Origin of the sequence: Pseudomonas sp. PA-6-3C, from assembly GCF_021605825.1 — a bacterium.
In the GTDB taxonomy this organism is placed as follows: domain Bacteria; phylum Pseudomonadota; class Gammaproteobacteria; order Pseudomonadales; family Pseudomonadaceae; genus Aquipseudomonas; species Aquipseudomonas edaphica.
This window is the reverse complement of the sequence record NZ_WKDV01000015.1, coordinates 25,906-43,732: the sequence shown is the minus strand read 5'-3', so window position 1 is coordinate 43,732 and position 17,827 is coordinate 25,906. Positions and strand designations below refer to the sequence as shown.

The following is a 17,827-nucleotide window of genomic DNA, read 5'->3' as shown; positions in this document are numbered from 1 at the left end:
ACCGCCAACCACAGGACTAGGGTGGCGTCAGGTTGCATAACAATAAAAACGCAGGATGCAGCAATGACCGCCATGACCCGCTGCCTGGACCGTCCTGGATTCATGCCACGGCTGTCCGCCCATCACCTGTTACGCCCGCAATTGACCGAGCCGTTGCTCGCAGCAACCGTGAGGGTGAAGTTGCTGTGCGCGCCGGGTGGCAGTGGCAAAAGCGCGTTACTGGCCGAGTGTGCCTTGCAGGCGCCCAAGGGTTGCCAGGTCTATTGGCTGCCACTCAATGGCGCGGCTTTGAGCCCCGATGAGTTGTGCCAACGCTTGGCGCACAACCTGGGGCTGGCGTTTGTCGATGAAGCTACCTTGTTGCTTGACCTCAGCCGCTGGCAGCCCACGGCGTGGTTGTTCCTGGATGATTACTGCCGCCTGCCCGCGCCCGAGCTGGATGCTTTGCTCGACCGCCTGCTCAGTGTCGCCAGCCCGGCGCTGACCTGGTGGCTGGGCGCGCGGCGGCGACCGGCATGCAACTGGCCGCGGCTGTTGCTCGACGATGAACTGTTGGTGTGCAGCGAGCTGAACTTCAGCCCGGCGCAAGTCCAGCAACTGCTCGGCGGCGGGCAAAGCTTCGACAGCGTGATGCAGTTCAGCGGCGGTTGGTGCGCTGGTGTACGCATTGCCTTGCTCGGTGATGGTCACCCGGACAAAACCTTGCTCGACTACCTGCAACACGAACTGCTGCGCACCTTGCCGGTCGAGTTGGCTGAGGCCTGGCGGGTATTGGCGCACCTGCCGCGCTTCAACCCGGGTCTGTGTGAGCACCTGTTCGGCGCTGGCGACGGCGCCGACTACCTGCGGGAGTTGCAGGCATTGGGCGCCTTTATCCAGCCCTGGGAAGACACCACCGATTGGCTGCAGGTCTTTGCGCCGCTCGCACGCTTGCTGCGCGATGAGCCCTGGCCGGCCAAGCGCGCCTGGCATCGGCGTGCCTGCCAATGGTTTACCGCCGAGTGCGATTGGCAAGCCGCGTTTGAACAGGCCTTGCTGGCCGAAGCGTTTGAGATGGCGGTGAGCCTGTTGCAACACTTCAGTTTTGAAGACTTGTTCCGTCAGCAGAATGCGCAGCTGTTGCTGCGTCTGCATGAGCAACATGGCGATGAATTGATGCTTGGCTCCGCACAACTGGTGGGGCTCGTGACGGCCGCATTGTTGTTCGCCGGGCGCTTTGAGCAAGCCGGTGTGTGCATCGACCAGCTTGCCCGGTTTGCACCACAGCCGACGGCGGCGAAACAGCGGCATTTACTGGCGCGCTGGCAGGCGCAATGGGGCTGGTTGTTGCACCTCAATGGGGATGCCGAGCGCTCCCGCGAGCATTTTCTGGAGGCTTTGCAAGCGTTGCCCGACAGCGCCTGGACTTCCCGGCTGATGTGCCTTTCGGGCCTGACCCAGCAAGCCTTGCTGCGCGGCGAGCTGGACGTGGGCCAAGCCTTGAACCGCGAAGCGCTGTGCCTGGCGCGTGCCCATGGTTCATTGGTGCTGGAAGCGCTGCTGGAACTGGATCATGCGCAATTGCTGGAGCAACGCGGTGCACCGTATCGGGCGCAAAGCCTGCTGGAAAATGTGCAGGCGATGCTGGCGCGCCAGCGCCTCAAGGCGGGGCCACTGGTAGGGCGCATCGCCCTGCGGCGCGGGCATCTGGCGTTGCGCCAAGGCCAGGACACGCTCGCCGGTGAATGTTTCGAGAGCGGTTTGAGCCTGTGCCTGCACAGCCAGGACAAGCGCGTGCTCTATGGGTTTCTCGGCCTGGCGTTGCTGGCGGCCAACCATGGCGATTACGCCCAGGCGTTTGCCCAGCTGCGCGAAGCGGAGCGCTTGATGCAGCAACGCCATGTGCCGGACTCGGTATACCGCGCGGTGCTGTTGTTGGTCAGTGGGCACTTCTGGTTGCAACAGGGCCGTGCCGAACTGACCGTGGAAGCAGTGCGCCGGGTACTGCGCCACTTCCGTGGGCCACAGGCCCGGCAAGCACCGCCGGCTACGCTGGAACTGATTCCACGGCTGGAGTACTTGCTGGTGCTGGCCGAGGTGAAGCTGGGTGTGGCCGTTCAGCCCATGGAGCGCCTGTATGCCTTGCTCGACACCACCCAACAACGCGGCATGCTCTGCCTGGAAACCGAGCTGCACCTGGTGCTGGGCGAAGTGGCCTGGCAGTTGGGCGACTCAGCCGTGGCCCGGCGCGCCCTGCAAACCGGGCTGGAGCTGGCGCAACGCTGCCAGGTGCAGCAGGCGATTCGCGAGCTGCGTTTGCGTGCGCCGGGGCTATTGATTGAGCTGGGTCTGGAAACCCCGGCGGCGCCCAGTGGCGTGGTGGAAAACCCGCTGAGCCAACGCGAACTGGAAGTGCTGCAGCTGATCGCCCAAGGCAACTCCAACCTGGAAATCGCCGACCGGCTGTTTATCTCGCTGCACACCGTCAAGACTCACGCGCGGCGTATCCACAGCAAGCTCGGCGTGGAGCGACGCACCCAAGCGGTGGCCAAGGCCAAGACATTGGGCTTGATGGTCTAGGCGCAGAACGCCTGGCGGTATTCCCCGGGCGTGGCGCCCATGGCCTGGCGAAAACGGTGGGTAAAGTGGCTGGCGCTGGAGAAGCCACACCGCCACGCAATCTCGCCAAGGGGCAGGGCGCCGCCACGCAACAGGGCTTGCGCACGCGCCAGGCGACGTGCCAACAGGTACTGGTGGGGCGGCAGGCCGAAGCTTTGGCGGAACATTCGCGCAAAATGGTATTCCGACAGCGCGCACAGGCCGGCCAGTTGCCCGAGGCTGATCGGGTCTTCCAGGTGGTGGTCGATAAACTCCACCAACAGCCGCCGCTGATGCGCCGCCAACCCGCCCTTCAAACGCAGGCCATCGCGTGCGCCGACTTGGCTGAGCAAGGTGTGGCTGAGCATTTCATGGGCCAGACTGCTGGTCAGCAGGCGCTCGGCGGGCTCCTTCCAGTTGAGGGCGATCAGTTGGTGAAAGCGTTGGGCCTGGCTGGCGTCTTCGAGGAAGGTGCTTTCGCGCAGTTGCAGTTCCCGCGGTTCGCGATCGAGCAACGTGACGCAGCCGAGGGCAAATTGCTCGGGACTGAAATACACGTGGGCCAGGCGGATCTCACCGTTGATCACCCAAGCCGACTGGTGCTCGGCGGGCAGTATGCAGAGTTTATCCGGGCCGCCCTTGGTGCCAGGCTGATCGCGCCGAAACGTGCCGGTGCCGCCGCCGATGTAGCAGGACAAGGTGTGATGGGTCGGCGCCTGGTAGTCCTGCGAGTCGTGATGGTTGCTCCACAAGGCCGCAGACAAACCGTCACCGAGCTCGGCGCAGGCTTCCAGGCGTGCGTTGGGCGAGCGGTTAAGGGCTTGAAAGACTTGCAGGGATTCCAGATCTGGCATGGTTGTGCTCTCCGACGCCTTGCATCCTACTCCCGCCGGCGATAGCTGTGATCCCTGCGCCCGACAAAAGCGCAAGAATGTGCAAGAGCGCCGGCCGGCTGCCAAGGGACACTGTGCCTCAATCGACGGAGCCCGCTATGAACCTTTTCCTGTATTTACTCACCGTGCTGATCTGGGGCACCACCTGGATCGCCCTCAAATGGCAATTGGGCGTCGTGGCGATTCCCGTGTCGATCGTCTACCGCTTCGGCCTGGCGGCGCTGGTGCTGTTTGCGCTGTTGCTGCTCAGCCGCAAGTTGCAGGTGATGAACCGGCGCGGGCATTTGATCTGCCTGGCGCAGGGGCTGTGCCTGTTCTGCGTCAACTTCATGTGCTTCCTGACCGCCAGCCAATGGATCCCGAGCGGTCTGGTGGCAGTCGTGTTTTCTACCGCCACGTTGTGGAACGCCCTCAATGCCCGGGTGTTTTTTGGCCAGCGCGTAGCACGTAACGTGTTGATGGGCGGCGCGCTGGGGTTGCTGGGGCTGGGCTTTCTATTCTGGCCGGAACTGGCAGGGCATACCGCCAGCCCGCAGACCTTGCTCGGCCTGGGGTTGGCATTGTTGGGGACGATGTGTTTCTCGGCGGGCAATATGCTCTCGAGCCTGCAACAGAAGGCCGGGCTCAAGCCGCTGACCACCAACGCGTGGGGCATGGCCTATGGCGCTTTGATGCTGGCGACTTACTGTGCGGTGCGCGGCATTCCCTTCGACATGGACTGGAGTGCGCGGTATATCGGCGCGCTCTGGTATTTGGTGATTCCGGGTTCGGTGATCGGCTTTACCGCCTACCTCACCCTGGTTGGGCGCATGGGGCCGGAGCGGGCGGCGTATTGCACGGTGCTGTTTCCGGTGGTGGCGCTGAACGTGTCGGCGTTTGCCGAGGGATACCAGTGGACCGCCCCGGCGCTGATGGGGCTGGTGTTGGTGATGTTGGGGAATGTGCTGGTGTTCAGAAAGCCTCGGTCGGTTCACCCAATCTTAAAGGCGAAGGCAATCTAATGTGGGAGCTGGCTTGCCTGCGATGGCGGTGGGTCAGTCAAAGTTGAGCTAGCTGACCCACCGCCATCGCAGGCAAGCCAGCTCCCACAGTTGGGCTATTTGAGGCCCAGGCGCTTGGCCATGCGGCCAAGATTGGCGCGGTCCAGGCCGAGTTCGCGGGCGGCGCTGGCCCAGTTGTGCTGGTGGCGATCCAGGCAAGCGCTGATGACCTGGCGCTGGTAATGCTCGGTGGCCTGGCGCAGGTCGCCGTTCACGGCCAGCGGCGCTTGCAGCGGTGCTTCGATAGCCGGCGCGCTGACGTCCGGCAGGTCCAGGTCCTGGGCGCTCAGGCTCAGAATCTTCGGCCGCTCGCGGCAGTTACCCAGGGCTTTGAGCGCGCTGCGCCCGATCAAATGTTCCAGCTCCCGCACATTGCCTGGCCAGTTATAGGCCAGCAGCGCGGCCTGGGCGTCGCTGGTCAGGCGCAGGCTGCCCAGGCCCATGCGCGAACGGTTCTGCTCCAGGAAGTACCCCGCCAGCAGCAACACGTCCCGCCCGCGCTCACGTAGCGCCGGCACTTGCAGCGGGTACACGCTCAGGCGGTGGTAGAAGTCGGCGCGGTAGCGGCCATTGCGCACTTCTTCGGCGAGGTCGCGGTTGGTGGCGGCAATCAGGCGTACATCCACCTGGTGTTCCTTGTCCGAACCCAAGCGCTGCAACTGGCCGCTTTGCAGCACGCGCAGTAATTTGGCCTGCACGGTCAGCGACAATTCGCCCACTTCATCCAGGAATAGGGTGCCGCCATTGGCCAGCTCGAACTTGCCACGGCGTTCATTCAACGCGCCGGTAAAGGCGCCGCGCACGTGGCCGAACAGTTCGCTTTCCACCAGGGTTTCCGGCAGCGCGGCGCAGTTGAGGCTGATCATCGGCTTGTCCGCACGCGGGGACGCGGCGTGGATGGCTTGGGCGACCAGCTCCTTGCCGACCCCGGTTTCGCCGGTAATCAGCACGGTCAGGTCGCTGCCGCCCACCAGCTTGATCTCCTCGACCAGACGCTTGTGCGCCTTGCTCTGGCCGATCATTTCCTTGTGCTGTTGGCCGCTGGCCTGGCGGTAGATCTCGGCGCGCTGATGTTCGTCCTCGGCGCGTAATGCCAGGCGCTCGATGCGTTCGGCGACATTAACCGTGGCCGCCGCCAGGCTGGCAAAGGCTTGCAAAGCATCCAGCTCAACGCGTTCGAAACGCTCGGTGTCCAGCGCGTCGAGGGTCAGCAGGCCCCAGGGCTGGTCGTCGATAAACAGCGGGCAACCCATGCAGTCGTGCACTTCCAGGTGCCCGTGCAGGCCGTCGACCAAGCCGTCGTAGGGGTCGGGCAGTTCGCTGTCGCTGTCAAACCGGGTAGGGCCAGCGCTGCTCAGCAACACTTCAAAGCGCGGGTGTTCGCTGACCTTGAAGCGACGGCCAAGGGTATCGGCGCTCAACCCATCCACTGCCAGCGGCACCAGCCACTCACCGTCCAGGCGTAACAACGCGGCGGCATCGCACGGCAACAGTGCGCGCATGGCTTGCAACAGGCGTCGATAGCGCTCGCCCTCGGGCAGTTCGCGGGACAGGTCGGCGACCAGGGGCAGCAGGGTGGTGAGCAGCGATTGTGCAGTCATAATGACTCCTTGTAGTCCTTGTGACTATAAGGTGTAGGGAGTCATACTGACTACATTATATTTAACTTATTGAATTATAACGATTAATTAGTTGGCACGAATGCTGAGTAGGTAAAGGTAATCAGTAAAGAGACCCAGGAGTCTGCCATGCTTAGTGCCCAAGACCGTGCCATCGTCAAATCCACTGTGCCCCTGCTGGAGAGCGGCGGCGAAGCGCTGATCACGCATTTTTACCGCATGATGCTCAGCGAATACCCAGAAGTTCGCCCGCTGTTCAACCAGGCCCACCAGGCCAGCGGTGACCAGCCCCGTGCGCTGGCCAATGGCGTGCTGATGTATGCGCGGCACATCGATCAGTTGGACCAACTGGGTGACCTGGTGGCCAAGATCATCAACAAACATGTGGCCTTGCAGATCCTGCCGGAACACTACCCGATTGTGGGCGCCTGCCTGCTGCGCGCCATCTCTGAAGTGCTCGGCAGCGAGATCGCCACGCCTGAGGTGATGAATGCCTGGGGCGCGGCCTACGGCCAGTTGGCCGACATCCTGATTGGCGCCGAAGCGGCCATCTACGATGAAAAAGCCCAGGCGCCGGGCGGCTGGCGCGGTGCGCGGCCATTCCTGTTGGTCAAGCGTGTGGAGGAGAGCGACGAGATCATCTCCTTCTACTTTGCCCCTGTGGACAACGGCCCGATCCTGCAAGCCGCGCCGGGCCAGTACATCGGCATGAAGCTGGTGCTGGACGGCGAAGAAGTGCGCCGCAACTATTCCCTGTCGGCCCTGAGCGATGCGGGCCTGTACCGCATCAGCGTCAAACGCGAGGCCGGTGGGCGGGTGTCCAACTACCTGCATGACCAGATGCATGTCGGTGCAACCATCGACCTGTTCCCGCCATCGGGTGAGTTCACGCTGGCGGCCAGCGATAAACCGCTGGTGCTGATCAGCGGCGGGGTAGGCATTACCCCCACATTGCCCATGCTTGAAGCGGCCCTGGCAACCGAGCGCCCGGTGCACTTTATCCACTGCGCCCGCAACGGCGGCGTGCATGCGTTCCGTGATTGGGTCGATGCCCTGGCGGCCAGGCACCCGCAGCTCAAACGCTTTTACTGCTATGCCGAGGACGACGGCGTGAGCCCTGCGGCGGACAAGGTGGGGCTGTTGAGCCAGGAGCAATTGGCGGCGTGGTTGCCCGAGGAACGTGACCTGGATGCGTACTTCCTGGGGCCTAAAGGCTTTATGGCGGCGATCAAACGCCATCTGAAGGCGTTGGGTGTGCCGGAGCAGCAGGCGCGCTACGAGTTCTTCGGCCCGGCGGCGGCGCTGGAATAAGTACATCTACCCTCGCCACAACAAGCCCGGCTCCCACATTGGAATGCGATTCCCTGTGGGAGCCGGGCTTGCCCGCGATGGCGTCCGCTCAGCCACAACATTTATCCCGATTAATCCGCAGTTAACCCCTCTCTGTTTTAACCATGCTCTGTGTGTAAACTTGCCGGCATTGGCACAACGACAAAGGGAAAACGGGGATGAGTGACGAATTGCGTTTAGGCAGGGAGCGGCGCTTTCTGGTGTTGCTGGGCATCATCTGCCTGGCGCTGATTGGCGGTGCGCTGTATATGCAAGTGGTGTTGGGCGAGGCGCCGTGCCCGCTGTGTATCCTGCAGCGCTACGCTTTGCTGTTGATTGCGATCTTTGCCTTTATCGGCGCCGCCATGCGTCGCAAAAGTGCGGTCACTGTGTTTGAAGGGCTGGTAGTCCTCAGTGCCGTGGGCGGCGTCGCAGTTGCAGGCCACCACGTCTACACCCAGTTCTTCCCGGAGGTCAGTTGCGGCGTCGATGTGCTGCAGCCGATTGTCGATGAACTGCCACTGGCCAAGGTGTTTCCATTGGGCTTCCAGGTCGACGGCTTCTGCAGCACGCCGTACCCGCCCATCCTTGGCTTGTCCCTGGCGCAATGGGCGCTGGTGGCGTTCGTGCTGACGGTGATTCTGGTGCCGCTGGGCATCTATCGCAATCGCCAACGCCAGGCCTGAGTCTGCTCGCCAAAACGCCCCGGTCTTCCTTGAAGGAAGTCCGGGGCGTTTTTGGTTGTAGGGATTTGTGAAAGGGCCGTGACGAGGGGCAACAATAGGTGCGCGCAGCGTGCGACATGTTGTCACACGGACGTTGCCGCAGGACGTTTCTGACCCATCAAACCGCCGCCTGAATTTGCACCCGATGGCTAAATTGTGCTGTCAGTTCATCGTTTGGGCGATGCCGCGAATGTCACGCCGTGCGAGCCATTGGGTGATGTCCGAATGCCTTGTTTTATGGGGGCTTGGATCCGTTTTGCAAGCCCTTACAAGGTGTAAGGGAAGTGGCGTTGTGCCCAATAACACGGCAATTTTTGTGGTTTTTGTTGGGAATCGAACACGATAAGATCGCGAACCTTTGCAGGATTAGTGAAGGATTGTTGCTGTAATCGATAAAAATTATTTCTTTATAAGACATGGTTTATACATCGCTAGCTAACTACAATCGCCCGCACTGAATGTCCGGTGCTGTTCAATATTTGAGCACTGGAGCGGTCGAGGGGCAGATGGACGGCTCTGTGCGACCCCAAGGTTCCGGCAGCCTTTCAACTATCCGCACCAAATGGAATTGGTCTGTAACAAGGCCTTTAACCACGAAATCGAATAAGAACTCACCGCAGGTCCGTGAAACGTACAGTTATGGCGTGACGGGCAGGCTCTTATTCAATCGAAGAGAAATGCCAACCCTTGGCAGGGTGAAGTGTTGGCGATCAAAACCCAACTGCATTGCGCAAGCTGCTTTAGAGGTCGTGAGATGAGTAAAAACAGGTACCCCCGATTACTAGGCTTTTTGCCGCTGATTGGCATGCTGTTAATGCTGGGAGGCTGCAAGTGGACCTTGATGGACCCAAAAGGACAGATCGGTCTGGATCAACGAAACCTGATCATCACCGCTACCCTGCTGATGCTGCTGGTCGTGGTCCCTGTGATCATCATGACCTTCGCCTTCGCCTGGAAATACCGCGCGTCGAACACCAGCGCTACCTACGCGCCTAAGTGGTCGCACTCCACCAAGATCGAAATCGCCGTGTGGCTGGTGCCGGTCCTCATCATCATCGCCCTGGGTTACATCACCTATAAGTCGACCCACGAGCTGGACCCGTACCGTCCGCTGGAATCCAACGTCAAGCCGATCAATATCGAAGTGGTCGCGCTGGACTGGAAGTGGCTGTTCATCTACCCGGACCTGGGTATCGCCACGGTCAACGAGATCCAGTTCCCGGAGAACACTCCGCTTAATTTCCGGATCACCTCCGATGCCGTGATGAACTCGTTCTTCATCCCTGCACTGGGCGGCCAGATCTACGCGATGGCGGGCATGCAGACTCGCCTGCACCTGATCGCCAACGAAAAAGCTGAAATGGAAGGCATCTCCGCGAACTACAGCGGCGCTGGCTTCACCGGCATGAAATTCAAAGCGATCTCGACGAGCCAGGAAGACTTCAACGCCTGGGTAGCCGCAGTCAAGGCCGCACCTAAACAGCTTGATCAAGCTGAATACGACGCCCTGACCAAACCAAGCCAGAACAACCCAGTCGCTCTGTACTCCGCGTTTGAGCCGGACCTGTTTCAGAAAATCGTCGACAAGTACGAAGGTATGAAGCCAGGCAAGCCGGTCAAGCACGAGAAGAAAGAAGTGGCCGTGGTTGAAGGTTCTGACACGGGCTCGCATTCAACTGCTGGGGCAGAGGAGTAAACGATGTTTGGTAAATTAAGTTGGGATGCGGTCCCGTTCCACGAGCCGATCGTGATGGTGACCATCGCCATGATCGCGCTGGGTGGTCTGGCACTGTTTGCTGCAATCACGTATTTCAAGAAGTGGACCTACCTGTGGACCGAGTGGCTGACGTCTGTCGACCACAAGAAAATCGGTGTCATGTACGTCATCGTTGCCATGGTCATGCTGCTGCGTGGTTTTGCCGACGCCATCATGATGCGTACCCAGTTGGCCATGGCCACCGAGGGTTCGCCTGGCTACCTGCCGCCTGAACACTATGACCAGATCTTCACCGCTCACGGTGTGATCATGATCATCTTCATGGCGATGCCATTCTTCACCGGCTTGATGAACCTGGCCTTGCCGCTGCAGATCGGTGCGCGTGACGTTGCCTACCCGTTCCTGAACTCCCTGAGCTTCTGGCTGCTGGTTTCCGGCGTGGTGCTGATCAACCTGTCCCTGGGCGTCGGCGAATTCGCCAAGACCGGCTGGGTTGCGTATCCGCCGTTGTCGGGTATTCAGTACAGTCCGGGCGTGGGTGTGGACTACTACATCTGGGCGCTACAGTTATCAGGACTCGGGACGACGCTAACGGGGGTCAACTTCCTGGCCACCGTCCTGAAAATGCGCGCCCCTGGCATGAAACTGATGGACATGCCGATCTTCACCTGGACCTGCACCTGGGCCAACGTCCTGATCGTGGCTTCGTTCCCGATCCTGGCCGCTACCATGGCGCTGCTGTCGCTTGACCGTTACCTGGATTTCCACATTTTCACCAATGAACTTGGTGGCAATCCAATGATGTACGTGAACCTGTTCTGGGCATGGGGTCACCCTGAGGTGTACATCCTGATCCTGCCAGCGTTCGGTATCTTCTCTGAAGTGATCTCGACCTTTACCGGCAAGCGCCTGTTCGGTCACCACTCGATGGTTTATGCATCGGGCGCAATCTCTGTACTGGGCTTCATGGTGTGGCTGCACCACTTCTTCACCATGGGTTCGGGGGCCAGCGTCAACGCCTTCTTCGGCCTGGCGACGATGTTGATTTCGATCCCGACGGGGGTGAAGCTATTCAACTGGCTATTCACCATCTACCACGGCCGTCTGCGTATCACCAGCCAGGTTCTGTGGACCCTGGGCTTCATGGTGACCTTCGCCATCGGCGGCATGACCGGCGTACTGCTGGCCATCCCGGGTGCTGACTTCGTACTGCATAACAGCCTGTTCGTGATCGCGCACTTCCACAACGTGATCATCGGTGGTGCTGTATTCGGCTACATCGCAGGTTTCAGCTTCTACTTCCCGAAAGCGTTCGGCTTCAAGCTGCACGAAGGTTGGGGCAAGGCTGCATTCTGGTTCTGGATCTCGGGCTTCTTCGTCGCGTTCATGCCGCTCTACGCGCTGGGCTTCATGGGCATGACCCGTCGTCTGAACGCCACTACCAACCCTGAGTGGGTGCCGTACCTGTACGTCGCCATGTTCGGTGCGTTGATGATTGCTGCCGGTATTGCCTGCCAGCTGATCCAGCTGTACGTGAGCATCCGTGACCGTAAGCAGAACGCTTGCGACTCCGGTGACCCATGGAATGGCCACACCCTGGAATGGTCGACTTCGTCGCCACCGCCGTTCTACAACTTCGCTGTGATCCCTACTGCGAACACCATTGATGCGTTCACCGAAGCCAAGGAAGACGGTACTGCGTACCAGCGTCCTAAGCACTACGAGCCGATCCACATGCCGAACAACACCGCCACTGGCGTGGTGATGGGCGCGCTGTTGACCGTGTTCGGTTTCGCGATGATCTGGCACATCTGGTGGCTGGCAATCGTGGGCCTGGTAGGCACTATCGGTTACTTCATCATTCACGCTGCCCGTGATGATCAAGGCTACATGGTGCCGGTCGAGACGATCGAACGCATCGAAGCCGAGCAGCACGCTCGCCTGGTAGCCGAGAAGAAAATCCCGGCCAACCGTGTAGAAACCTCGTTGGAACAGGCTTAAACCATGTCGAACTTAGTGACCAATGCTGGACACGCCCATGTCGATGACCATGGGCACGATGACCATCACCACGACTCGGGGCCAATGACCGTATTCGGTTTCTGGCTCTACCTGATGACCGACTGCATCTTGTTTGCGTCGATCTTCGCGGTGTACGCGGTACTGGTAAACAACGTAGCGGGTGGCCCGTCGGGCCACGACATCTTCGAACTGCCTTACGTGCTCGGCGAAACCGCCTTGCTGTTGTTCAGTTCGATCACCTACGGCTTCGCCATGTTGGCCTTCTACAAGGGCAACAAGAAAGGCGTACTGAGCTGGTTGGCACTGACCTTCCTGTTCGGCCTGGGCTTCATCGGCATGGAGATCAACGAGTTCCACCTGCTGATCTCCGAAGGCTACGGCCCGCACCGTTCCGGCTTCCTGTCCGCGTTCTTCACGCTGGTAGGCACCCACGGTCTGCACGTAACTGCCGGCCTGCTGTGGATGGCGGTGATGATGTATCAGGTCAATAAGCACGGCCTGACCAACACCAACAAGACTCGCCTGAGCTGCCTGAGCCTGTTCTGGCACTTCCTGGACGTGGTCTGGATCTGCGTATTCACCGTCGTTTACTTGATGGGGACTCTGTAATGGCTAATGCACACTCCCATGACCATGACAGCCATGATGCGAGCCACGGCAGCGTAAAGTCTTACGCTATCGGTTTCATCCTGTCGGTCATCCTGACCCTGATCCCGTTCGGCCTGGTGATGTACCCAACCTTGCCGAAGTCGATCACCTTGATGATCGTCCTGGCGTTCGCGGTGATTCAGGTTCTGGTTCACCTGGTGTACTTCCTGCACCTGGATCGCTCGAAAGAGCAGCGCGATAACGTGATTGCGTTCGTGTTCGCAGGTCTTGTGATCCTGCTGCTGGTTGGCCTGTCGATATGGATCATGTTCAGCATCCATACGTTCATGATGGCGAAGTGAGGTAAGACCCGATGTCGCTTAAGCACTTTATCCAAATCACCAAACCGGGGATCATTTTCGGTAACGTGCTTTCTGTGGCAGGCGGTTTCTTCCTGGCCTCCAAGGGGCATGTCGATCTGGCCATTTTCTTGGCTGCGATGATCGGCACGTCCCTGGTGGTAGCTTCCGGTTGTGTGTTCAACAACTGCATCGACCGTGACATCGACTTGAAGATGGAACGCACCAAGAATCGTGTGCTGGTGCAGGGCCTTATCTCCCTGAAACTGGCACTGATCTACGCGACCGTCCTGGGTGTTGCCGGTGTAGCCCTGTTGTACAAGGTGGCCAACCCGTTGGCGGCGCTGTTTGCCGTGATCGGTTTTGTTATCTACGTCGGCCTTTACAGTCTGTACCTCAAGCGCAAGTCGGTTCACGGCACGCTGGTGGGCAGTCTGTCGGGGGCGATGCCGCCGGTGATTGGTTATGTGGCTGTAACCAATAGCTTCGACATGGCTGCGCTGGTGCTGCTGGTGATGTTCAGCCTGTGGCAGATGCCGCACTCCTATGCCATCGCGATCTTCCGCTTCAATGACTACCTGGCTGCGTCGATTCCGGTTCTGCCGGTTAAACGTGGCATTCAGGTGGCCAAGAAACACATCCTGCTCTACATCCTGGCCTTCCTCGTGGCGACCTTGATGTTGACCTTCAGTGGCTATGCCGGCATGAGCTACCTCGCCGTCGCCGCCGCCATGGGCATGTACTGGTTGTACATGGCCTGGACCGGCTACAAGGCGGTGGATGACACCGTCTGGGCGCGCAAGCTGTTCGTGTTCTCGATCTTCACCATCACCGCGCTCAGCGTGATGATGTCCCTGGATTTCCAAGTGCCGAAAGAGCTGTTGCTGACCTACGCACACTGAGTCACCGAGCAATAAAAAGCCCCGCCTTCGCAAGAAGCGCGGGGCTTTTTATTGAGTGGCCTTTAAACTATTCCCACATTCTACAAATGCAGGAAGCAACGTGATGACTAAAAAAGCCGTGATGGTATTCAGTGGCGGGCAGGACTCGACCACCTGCCTGATCCAGGCGCTGGGGCAGTATGACGAAGTGCACTGCATTACCTTCGATTATGGCCAGCGCCATGTGGCCGAAGTTGAAGTCGCGCAGAAGTTGGCCAAGCAGTTGGGCGCCACCGTTCACAAAGTGATGGACGTGTCGCTGCTCAACGAGCTGGCGATCAGCAGCCTGACCCGCGACAACATTCCGGTGCCGACCGTGAACAGCTCGGGCGAAAGCCTGCCGAGCACGTTTGTGCCGGGGCGCAATATTCTGTTTCTGACCCTGGCGGCGATCTACGCCTATCAGGTCAAAGCTGAAAGCGTGATTACCGGTGTCTGCGAGACCGACTTCTCGGGTTACCCCGATTGCCGCGATGATTTTGTCAAAGCGCTGAACACGGCGCTTGAACTGGGGATGGATTACAAGCTGCGCCTGGACACGCCGTTGATGTGGCTGAACAAGGCTGAGACCTGGGCTTTGGCAGATTACCACCAGCAACTGGACCTGGTTCAGCACCAGACCCTGACTTGCTACAACGGCATCATCGGCACCGGCTGCGGTAATTGCGATGCATGCAACCTGCGGGCTCGGGGCTTGAATGAGTATTTGCAGGACAAGGCGGGTGTGATGAGCAGCCTGAAGCAGAAGTTGCAACTGAGCTAGTTGTAGGAGTCATACTCGGTCATGTGGGAGCTGGCTTGCCTGCGATAGCATCAACTGAATGTCACTGACATACCGAGTTGTCTGCATCGCAGGCAAGCCAGCTCCCACATTTAGAGCGCATTACATCAGGCAGCGCTACCGGTAATCCAGCGTTTGAACAACGCACGCGCGCCATAGGCCGGCAGGATATTAAAAAACGCAAAGCCGACTTTGATCGCGATCTGCACGTAGATCATGCTCAAGATGTCGCTGGTCTGCATCGCGCCATAGAACGCAATAAAGCAGAACAGGAAACTGTCGATAATCACCGCAAAGAACGTACTGAGGAAAATCCGCAGGTACAGGTATTTGGAGTTGGTCAGTTCCTTGATCTTGCACAGCAAGTAGGAGTTTATGTTCTCCGACACCAGGAACGAGACCGAGGACGCGACCAGTACCGAGGACACCTGAATGATCACATCGTTGTAAGGGCCATCGAGTTTCCAGCCTGGCAGCCCTGGCAGAAACGTCGAGCCGTAGAGCAGGATGATGATCATCGCGTTACTGGCGAACGCAAACAAAATGGCACGTCTGGCCAGCCGCAGGCCGAATTGCTCGTTGAGCAAATCCACGATCAAAAACGTCAGCGGGTACAGAAACGTGCCTGGCGTGACGATGATGCCCATCGACTCCAGGTAAATAGGCTTGGTCGCGGCAATGCTGGTGAAGATATAAAACGTGAACAGCAACAGGTTCAGGATGATGTAGATCATCCAGGAGTTTTCGTTGCGGTCGTTTATATCGTAGGCCGTCAGCGTCCCTCCCTGTGAATAAAACTTCTTGTACATGTTCTTAACTTCCATTTTATTGAGGTTGTCCATTATTTCGCTGTTGATGACTTCACTCAGCTTCATCTTGATGACCTTGCCGGTGGCGATCACCATGATCACCGCCAGGCGCTTGTCATTCTCAAAGCCCAGCAGCTTGTATTTGCTGTTTTCGATGCCTGCTTCATACGTTGTCATTGAAGCGCTCCTCAATGATGTCGCCGATTACACACAGGCGCTCTGAGCCAGCGCAGGCTTCAAGGGTGATAAACATCTTTTGGATGGCCCGGTCGTACACCAGCTTTTCTTTGCCCAGCGTTGACGTGCCTTTTTGCACGATGAGCAAATCGCCCGGCTCGTTGATACCGGGAATGCCACGCTCCAGGCGCACACCGATCAGGTTGTAGGAAGAGCCGAAGTAGTAGGTCAGCGGATACAGGGTGGCCAACTCGCCAATGCGCTTGTCCAGGTTCTGGATCACCAGGCTTTCCTTGAGCACCGGCACGGCGGCCGGGTTCATGTTGCCCTGTGGGGAAACACTGCTCTCGATGATTTCCTTGGCTTCAAAATCGAGGGTCTCGATTTCATCGTAGGAAACACCGAAGAAGTCCGAGATCTTGCGGACAGTGGACTGCTGCACGTTGACGACCTTGCCTTCCAGGATGTTGTAGATGGTGGTCCTGGTCAGGCCGGCGGCATTCGATAGCGACAGCTGCGTCTCGCCGCGGCTTTTGATCAAGTACTTGATGTTGCTCTTCAAGTGCTCGGTTTTTTCGCGTCTGTGTATCACGTGCTCACCACTTCCTTTTAGTCGTTAACGTCCGTTGTTTGCGCAACCACAGCAGGGAGCGCCCGTTCCGGGGGCGCTTGTGGTTTTGCGGCGGCGGGAGTGTTGCATGCGTCGGCCCTAACAATAAAGTCCGGATGCGCTGCGGGCGTGCTTTTGATGGGGCTGGAGTCTGGAAAATGAACATTTGATTTGGAAAATGTTTAATTTCCTGTTTAATTGATCCTCTCGGTTCAGGACGGACCGGCACGCAACGCCCAGGAAGGGACCCGCACTGATGGCATTCAATACCGTACCTCTGAAAGACCAGGCCGACCTGCTGCGTCGTGGCCTGGCGGATCTGCGCGCAGAAGACTTCGAACTCGCCAGCCTGCTGGATGCTGAAGTCACTCGCCAGCATCGCACCCTCTCATTGGTGGCTTCTTCCTGCGCGGTCAAGCCCCGCACTCTGGTGGCCTGCGCTTCTGCCCTGGTCAACGTGAGCGCCGAAGGCACGCCCGGCAAACGCTATCGCACCGGCTGCGAAAATGTCGATTTAGTGGAATCCCTGGCCATCCGCAGGGCGCGGGAGTTGTTCGATGCACATTACGCCGGCGTGCAGCCTCATTCGGCGTCCAATGCCATATCCCAAGTGCTTTCGGCGCTGCTTGAGCCGGGCGATACGCTACTGGGCATGGCCCACGACCATGGCGGCGAACTCACCCATGGCAGCCCGGCGGTGTTCACCGGGGCCTATTACAAGGCTATCCGCTACGGCACCACCGACGATGGCCTTATCGATTATGAGCAAGTGCGCAGCCTGGCCCTGGCCCATCGCCCACGCATCATTATTTGCGGTGCGGGTGCGTACTCAAGGGTGGTGGATTTTGAGCGGTTTCGCGCAATTGCCGACGAGGCGGGCGCCATCCTCTTGGCGGATATTTCCGCTATCGCCGGGTTGGTGGTGACGGGGCGCCACCCGAGCCCGATCAACGCCGCCCACGTCACCATCACCTGCACGCACAAGCAATTGGGCGGCCCACGGGGCGGGTTGATCCTGTGCGGCCGCGACGCCGAGGCCAAGGTGCCTGGCCTGCGGTCGACGTTCAGCCGTGTGCTGGATCAAGCCGTGTTCCCGCGTATGCAAGGGGCGCCGGCGGTGAATATGATCGCGGCAAAAGCGGCTGCCTTCGGGTACGCGAAGTCAGCAGAGTTTGATGCCTGTATGGGGCGTGGCCGTGCGCTTGCCGATGAGGTGGCCAGTGCGTTTGCGGCCCAGGGTTACGACGTGGTGGGCGGGCGCAGTGACAACCATACGGTACTGATCCGGTTGCGGGGCGCCATGACCGGTGCCATCGCCGAGGCGGCCCTGGAGTCTTGCGCCATTGTGGTGAGCAAGCATCGCGTACCAGGCGAGACACGCTCGAAGTTGGTCACCAGCGGTTTGTGTATTGGCACCGGCTGCATGGCGCAACGCGAACTCGACGCCGAGGGTTGCCGCCAGGTGATTGCGCTGGTGTGCCGGGTGTTGGAAAACGCCACCCCGCTGGGCGAACAGGACTATCGGCTTGGGCCTGAGGTGCGCGAGCAGGTGCGCACAGCGGTAGAGGCCCTGTGCATGAATTACCCGATCGCCGACTACCTGGAGGGTTGATCACGGCGCAGGTGGCTAAATCAGCTGA

General features: G+C 59.5%; 15 protein-coding genes. 11 read left to right on the top strand and 4 right to left on the bottom strand.

What is annotated here, in order from left to right; translation table 11 throughout:
- Positions 1-63: 63 nt before the first annotated feature.
- The gene (locus GIW48_RS12520) at positions 64-2,559 is read left to right on the top strand and encodes a LuxR C-terminal-related transcriptional regulator (protein ID WP_236460463.1); all 2,496 of its coding nucleotides are present in this window, start codon (positions 64-66) and stop codon (positions 2,557-2,559) included.
- Here the strand turns inward: GIW48_RS12520 and GIW48_RS12515 are convergent.
- Complete coding sequence (locus GIW48_RS12515; RefSeq protein ID WP_138453523.1) at positions 2,556-3,431, bottom strand: helix-turn-helix domain-containing protein; 876 nt, start codon at positions 3,429-3,431, stop codon at positions 2,556-2,558. The genes GIW48_RS12520 and GIW48_RS12515 overlap by 4 nt on opposite strands.
- 137 nt (positions 3,432-3,568) lie before the next feature.
- On the opposite strand from GIW48_RS12515, the gene GIW48_RS12510 reads away from it, so the two are divergent.
- Positions 3,569-4,471 carry a DMT family transporter gene (locus tag GIW48_RS12510; RefSeq protein WP_186618066.1) on the top strand — a complete coding sequence of 301 codons (903 nt, stop codon included), beginning with the start codon at positions 3,569-3,571 and terminating at the stop codon, positions 4,469-4,471.
- Positions 4,472-4,566: 95 nt separating this feature from the next.
- On the opposite strand, the gene norR is transcribed toward GIW48_RS12510, so the two are convergent.
- The gene (gene norR / locus GIW48_RS12505; RefSeq protein WP_236460462.1) at positions 4,567-6,111 is read right to left on the bottom strand and encodes a nitric oxide reductase transcriptional regulator NorR; all 1,545 of its coding nucleotides are present in this window, start codon (positions 6,109-6,111) and stop codon (positions 4,567-4,569) included.
- A 147-nt stretch (positions 6,112-6,258) separates the two neighbouring features.
- Between norR and hmpA the strand changes: the two genes are divergently transcribed.
- From hmpA to queC, 8 genes are all read left to right on the top strand, one after another.
- Positions 6,259-7,440, top strand: coding sequence for an NO-inducible flavohemoprotein (hmpA, locus tag GIW48_RS12500; protein ID WP_017135073.1), 1,182 nt, complete (start codon positions 6,259-6,261; stop codon positions 7,438-7,440).
- 197 nt (positions 7,441-7,637) lie between these two features.
- Positions 7,638-8,144, top strand: coding sequence for a disulfide bond formation protein B (locus GIW48_RS12495; RefSeq protein WP_170040524.1), 507 nt, complete (start codon positions 7,638-7,640; stop codon positions 8,142-8,144).
- A gap of 793 nt (positions 8,145-8,937) precedes the next feature.
- On the top strand, positions 8,938-9,879 hold the full coding sequence (gene cyoA / locus GIW48_RS12490; protein ID WP_026013527.1) for a ubiquinol oxidase subunit II: 942 nt from the start codon (positions 8,938-8,940) through the stop codon (positions 9,877-9,879).
- 3 nt (positions 9,880-9,882) lie between these two features.
- The gene (cyoB, locus tag GIW48_RS12485; RefSeq protein ID WP_017135070.1) at positions 9,883-11,901 is read left to right on the top strand and encodes a cytochrome o ubiquinol oxidase subunit I; all 2,019 of its coding nucleotides are present in this window, start codon (positions 9,883-9,885) and stop codon (positions 11,899-11,901) included.
- Positions 11,902-11,904: 3 nt separating this feature from the next.
- Positions 11,905-12,531: a cytochrome o ubiquinol oxidase subunit III gene (locus tag GIW48_RS12480; protein WP_010206435.1), complete on the top strand. Its 627-nt coding sequence runs from the start codon at positions 11,905-11,907 to the stop codon at positions 12,529-12,531.
- A complete protein-coding gene (gene cyoD / locus GIW48_RS12475) occupies positions 12,531-12,872 on the top strand; it encodes a cytochrome o ubiquinol oxidase subunit IV (RefSeq protein ID WP_010206434.1) in 342 nt (113 codons plus the stop codon). The genes GIW48_RS12480 and cyoD overlap by 1 nt, the downstream gene beginning before the upstream one ends.
- Before the next feature lie 11 nt (positions 12,873-12,883).
- Positions 12,884-13,771: a heme o synthase gene (cyoE, locus tag GIW48_RS12470; RefSeq protein ID WP_017135069.1), complete on the top strand. Its 888-nt coding sequence runs from the start codon at positions 12,884-12,886 to the stop codon at positions 13,769-13,771.
- A gap of 103 nt (positions 13,772-13,874) precedes the next feature.
- Entirely contained in the window at positions 13,875-14,573 is a 699-nt protein-coding gene (queC, locus tag GIW48_RS12465) for a 7-cyano-7-deazaguanine synthase QueC (protein WP_017135068.1), read from the top strand.
- A gap of 125 nt (positions 14,574-14,698) precedes the next feature.
- Here the strand turns inward: queC and GIW48_RS12460 are convergent, their stop codons facing one another.
- Complete coding sequence (locus GIW48_RS12460; protein WP_017135067.1) at positions 14,699-15,577, bottom strand: queuosine precursor transporter; 879 nt, start codon at positions 15,575-15,577, stop codon at positions 14,699-14,701.
- The gene (locus GIW48_RS12455; protein WP_017135066.1) at positions 15,564-16,169 is read right to left on the bottom strand and encodes a helix-turn-helix transcriptional regulator; all 606 of its coding nucleotides are present in this window, start codon (positions 16,167-16,169) and stop codon (positions 15,564-15,566) included. The genes GIW48_RS12460 and GIW48_RS12455 overlap by 14 nt, the downstream gene beginning before the upstream one ends.
- A gap of 274 nt (positions 16,170-16,443) precedes the next feature.
- On the opposite strand from GIW48_RS12455, the gene glyA reads away from it, so the two are divergent.
- On the top strand, positions 16,444-17,799 hold the full coding sequence (glyA, locus tag GIW48_RS12450; protein WP_236460461.1) for a serine hydroxymethyltransferase: 1,356 nt from the start codon (positions 16,444-16,446) through the stop codon (positions 17,797-17,799).
- The last annotated feature ends 28 nt before the right edge of the window (positions 17,800-17,827 follow it).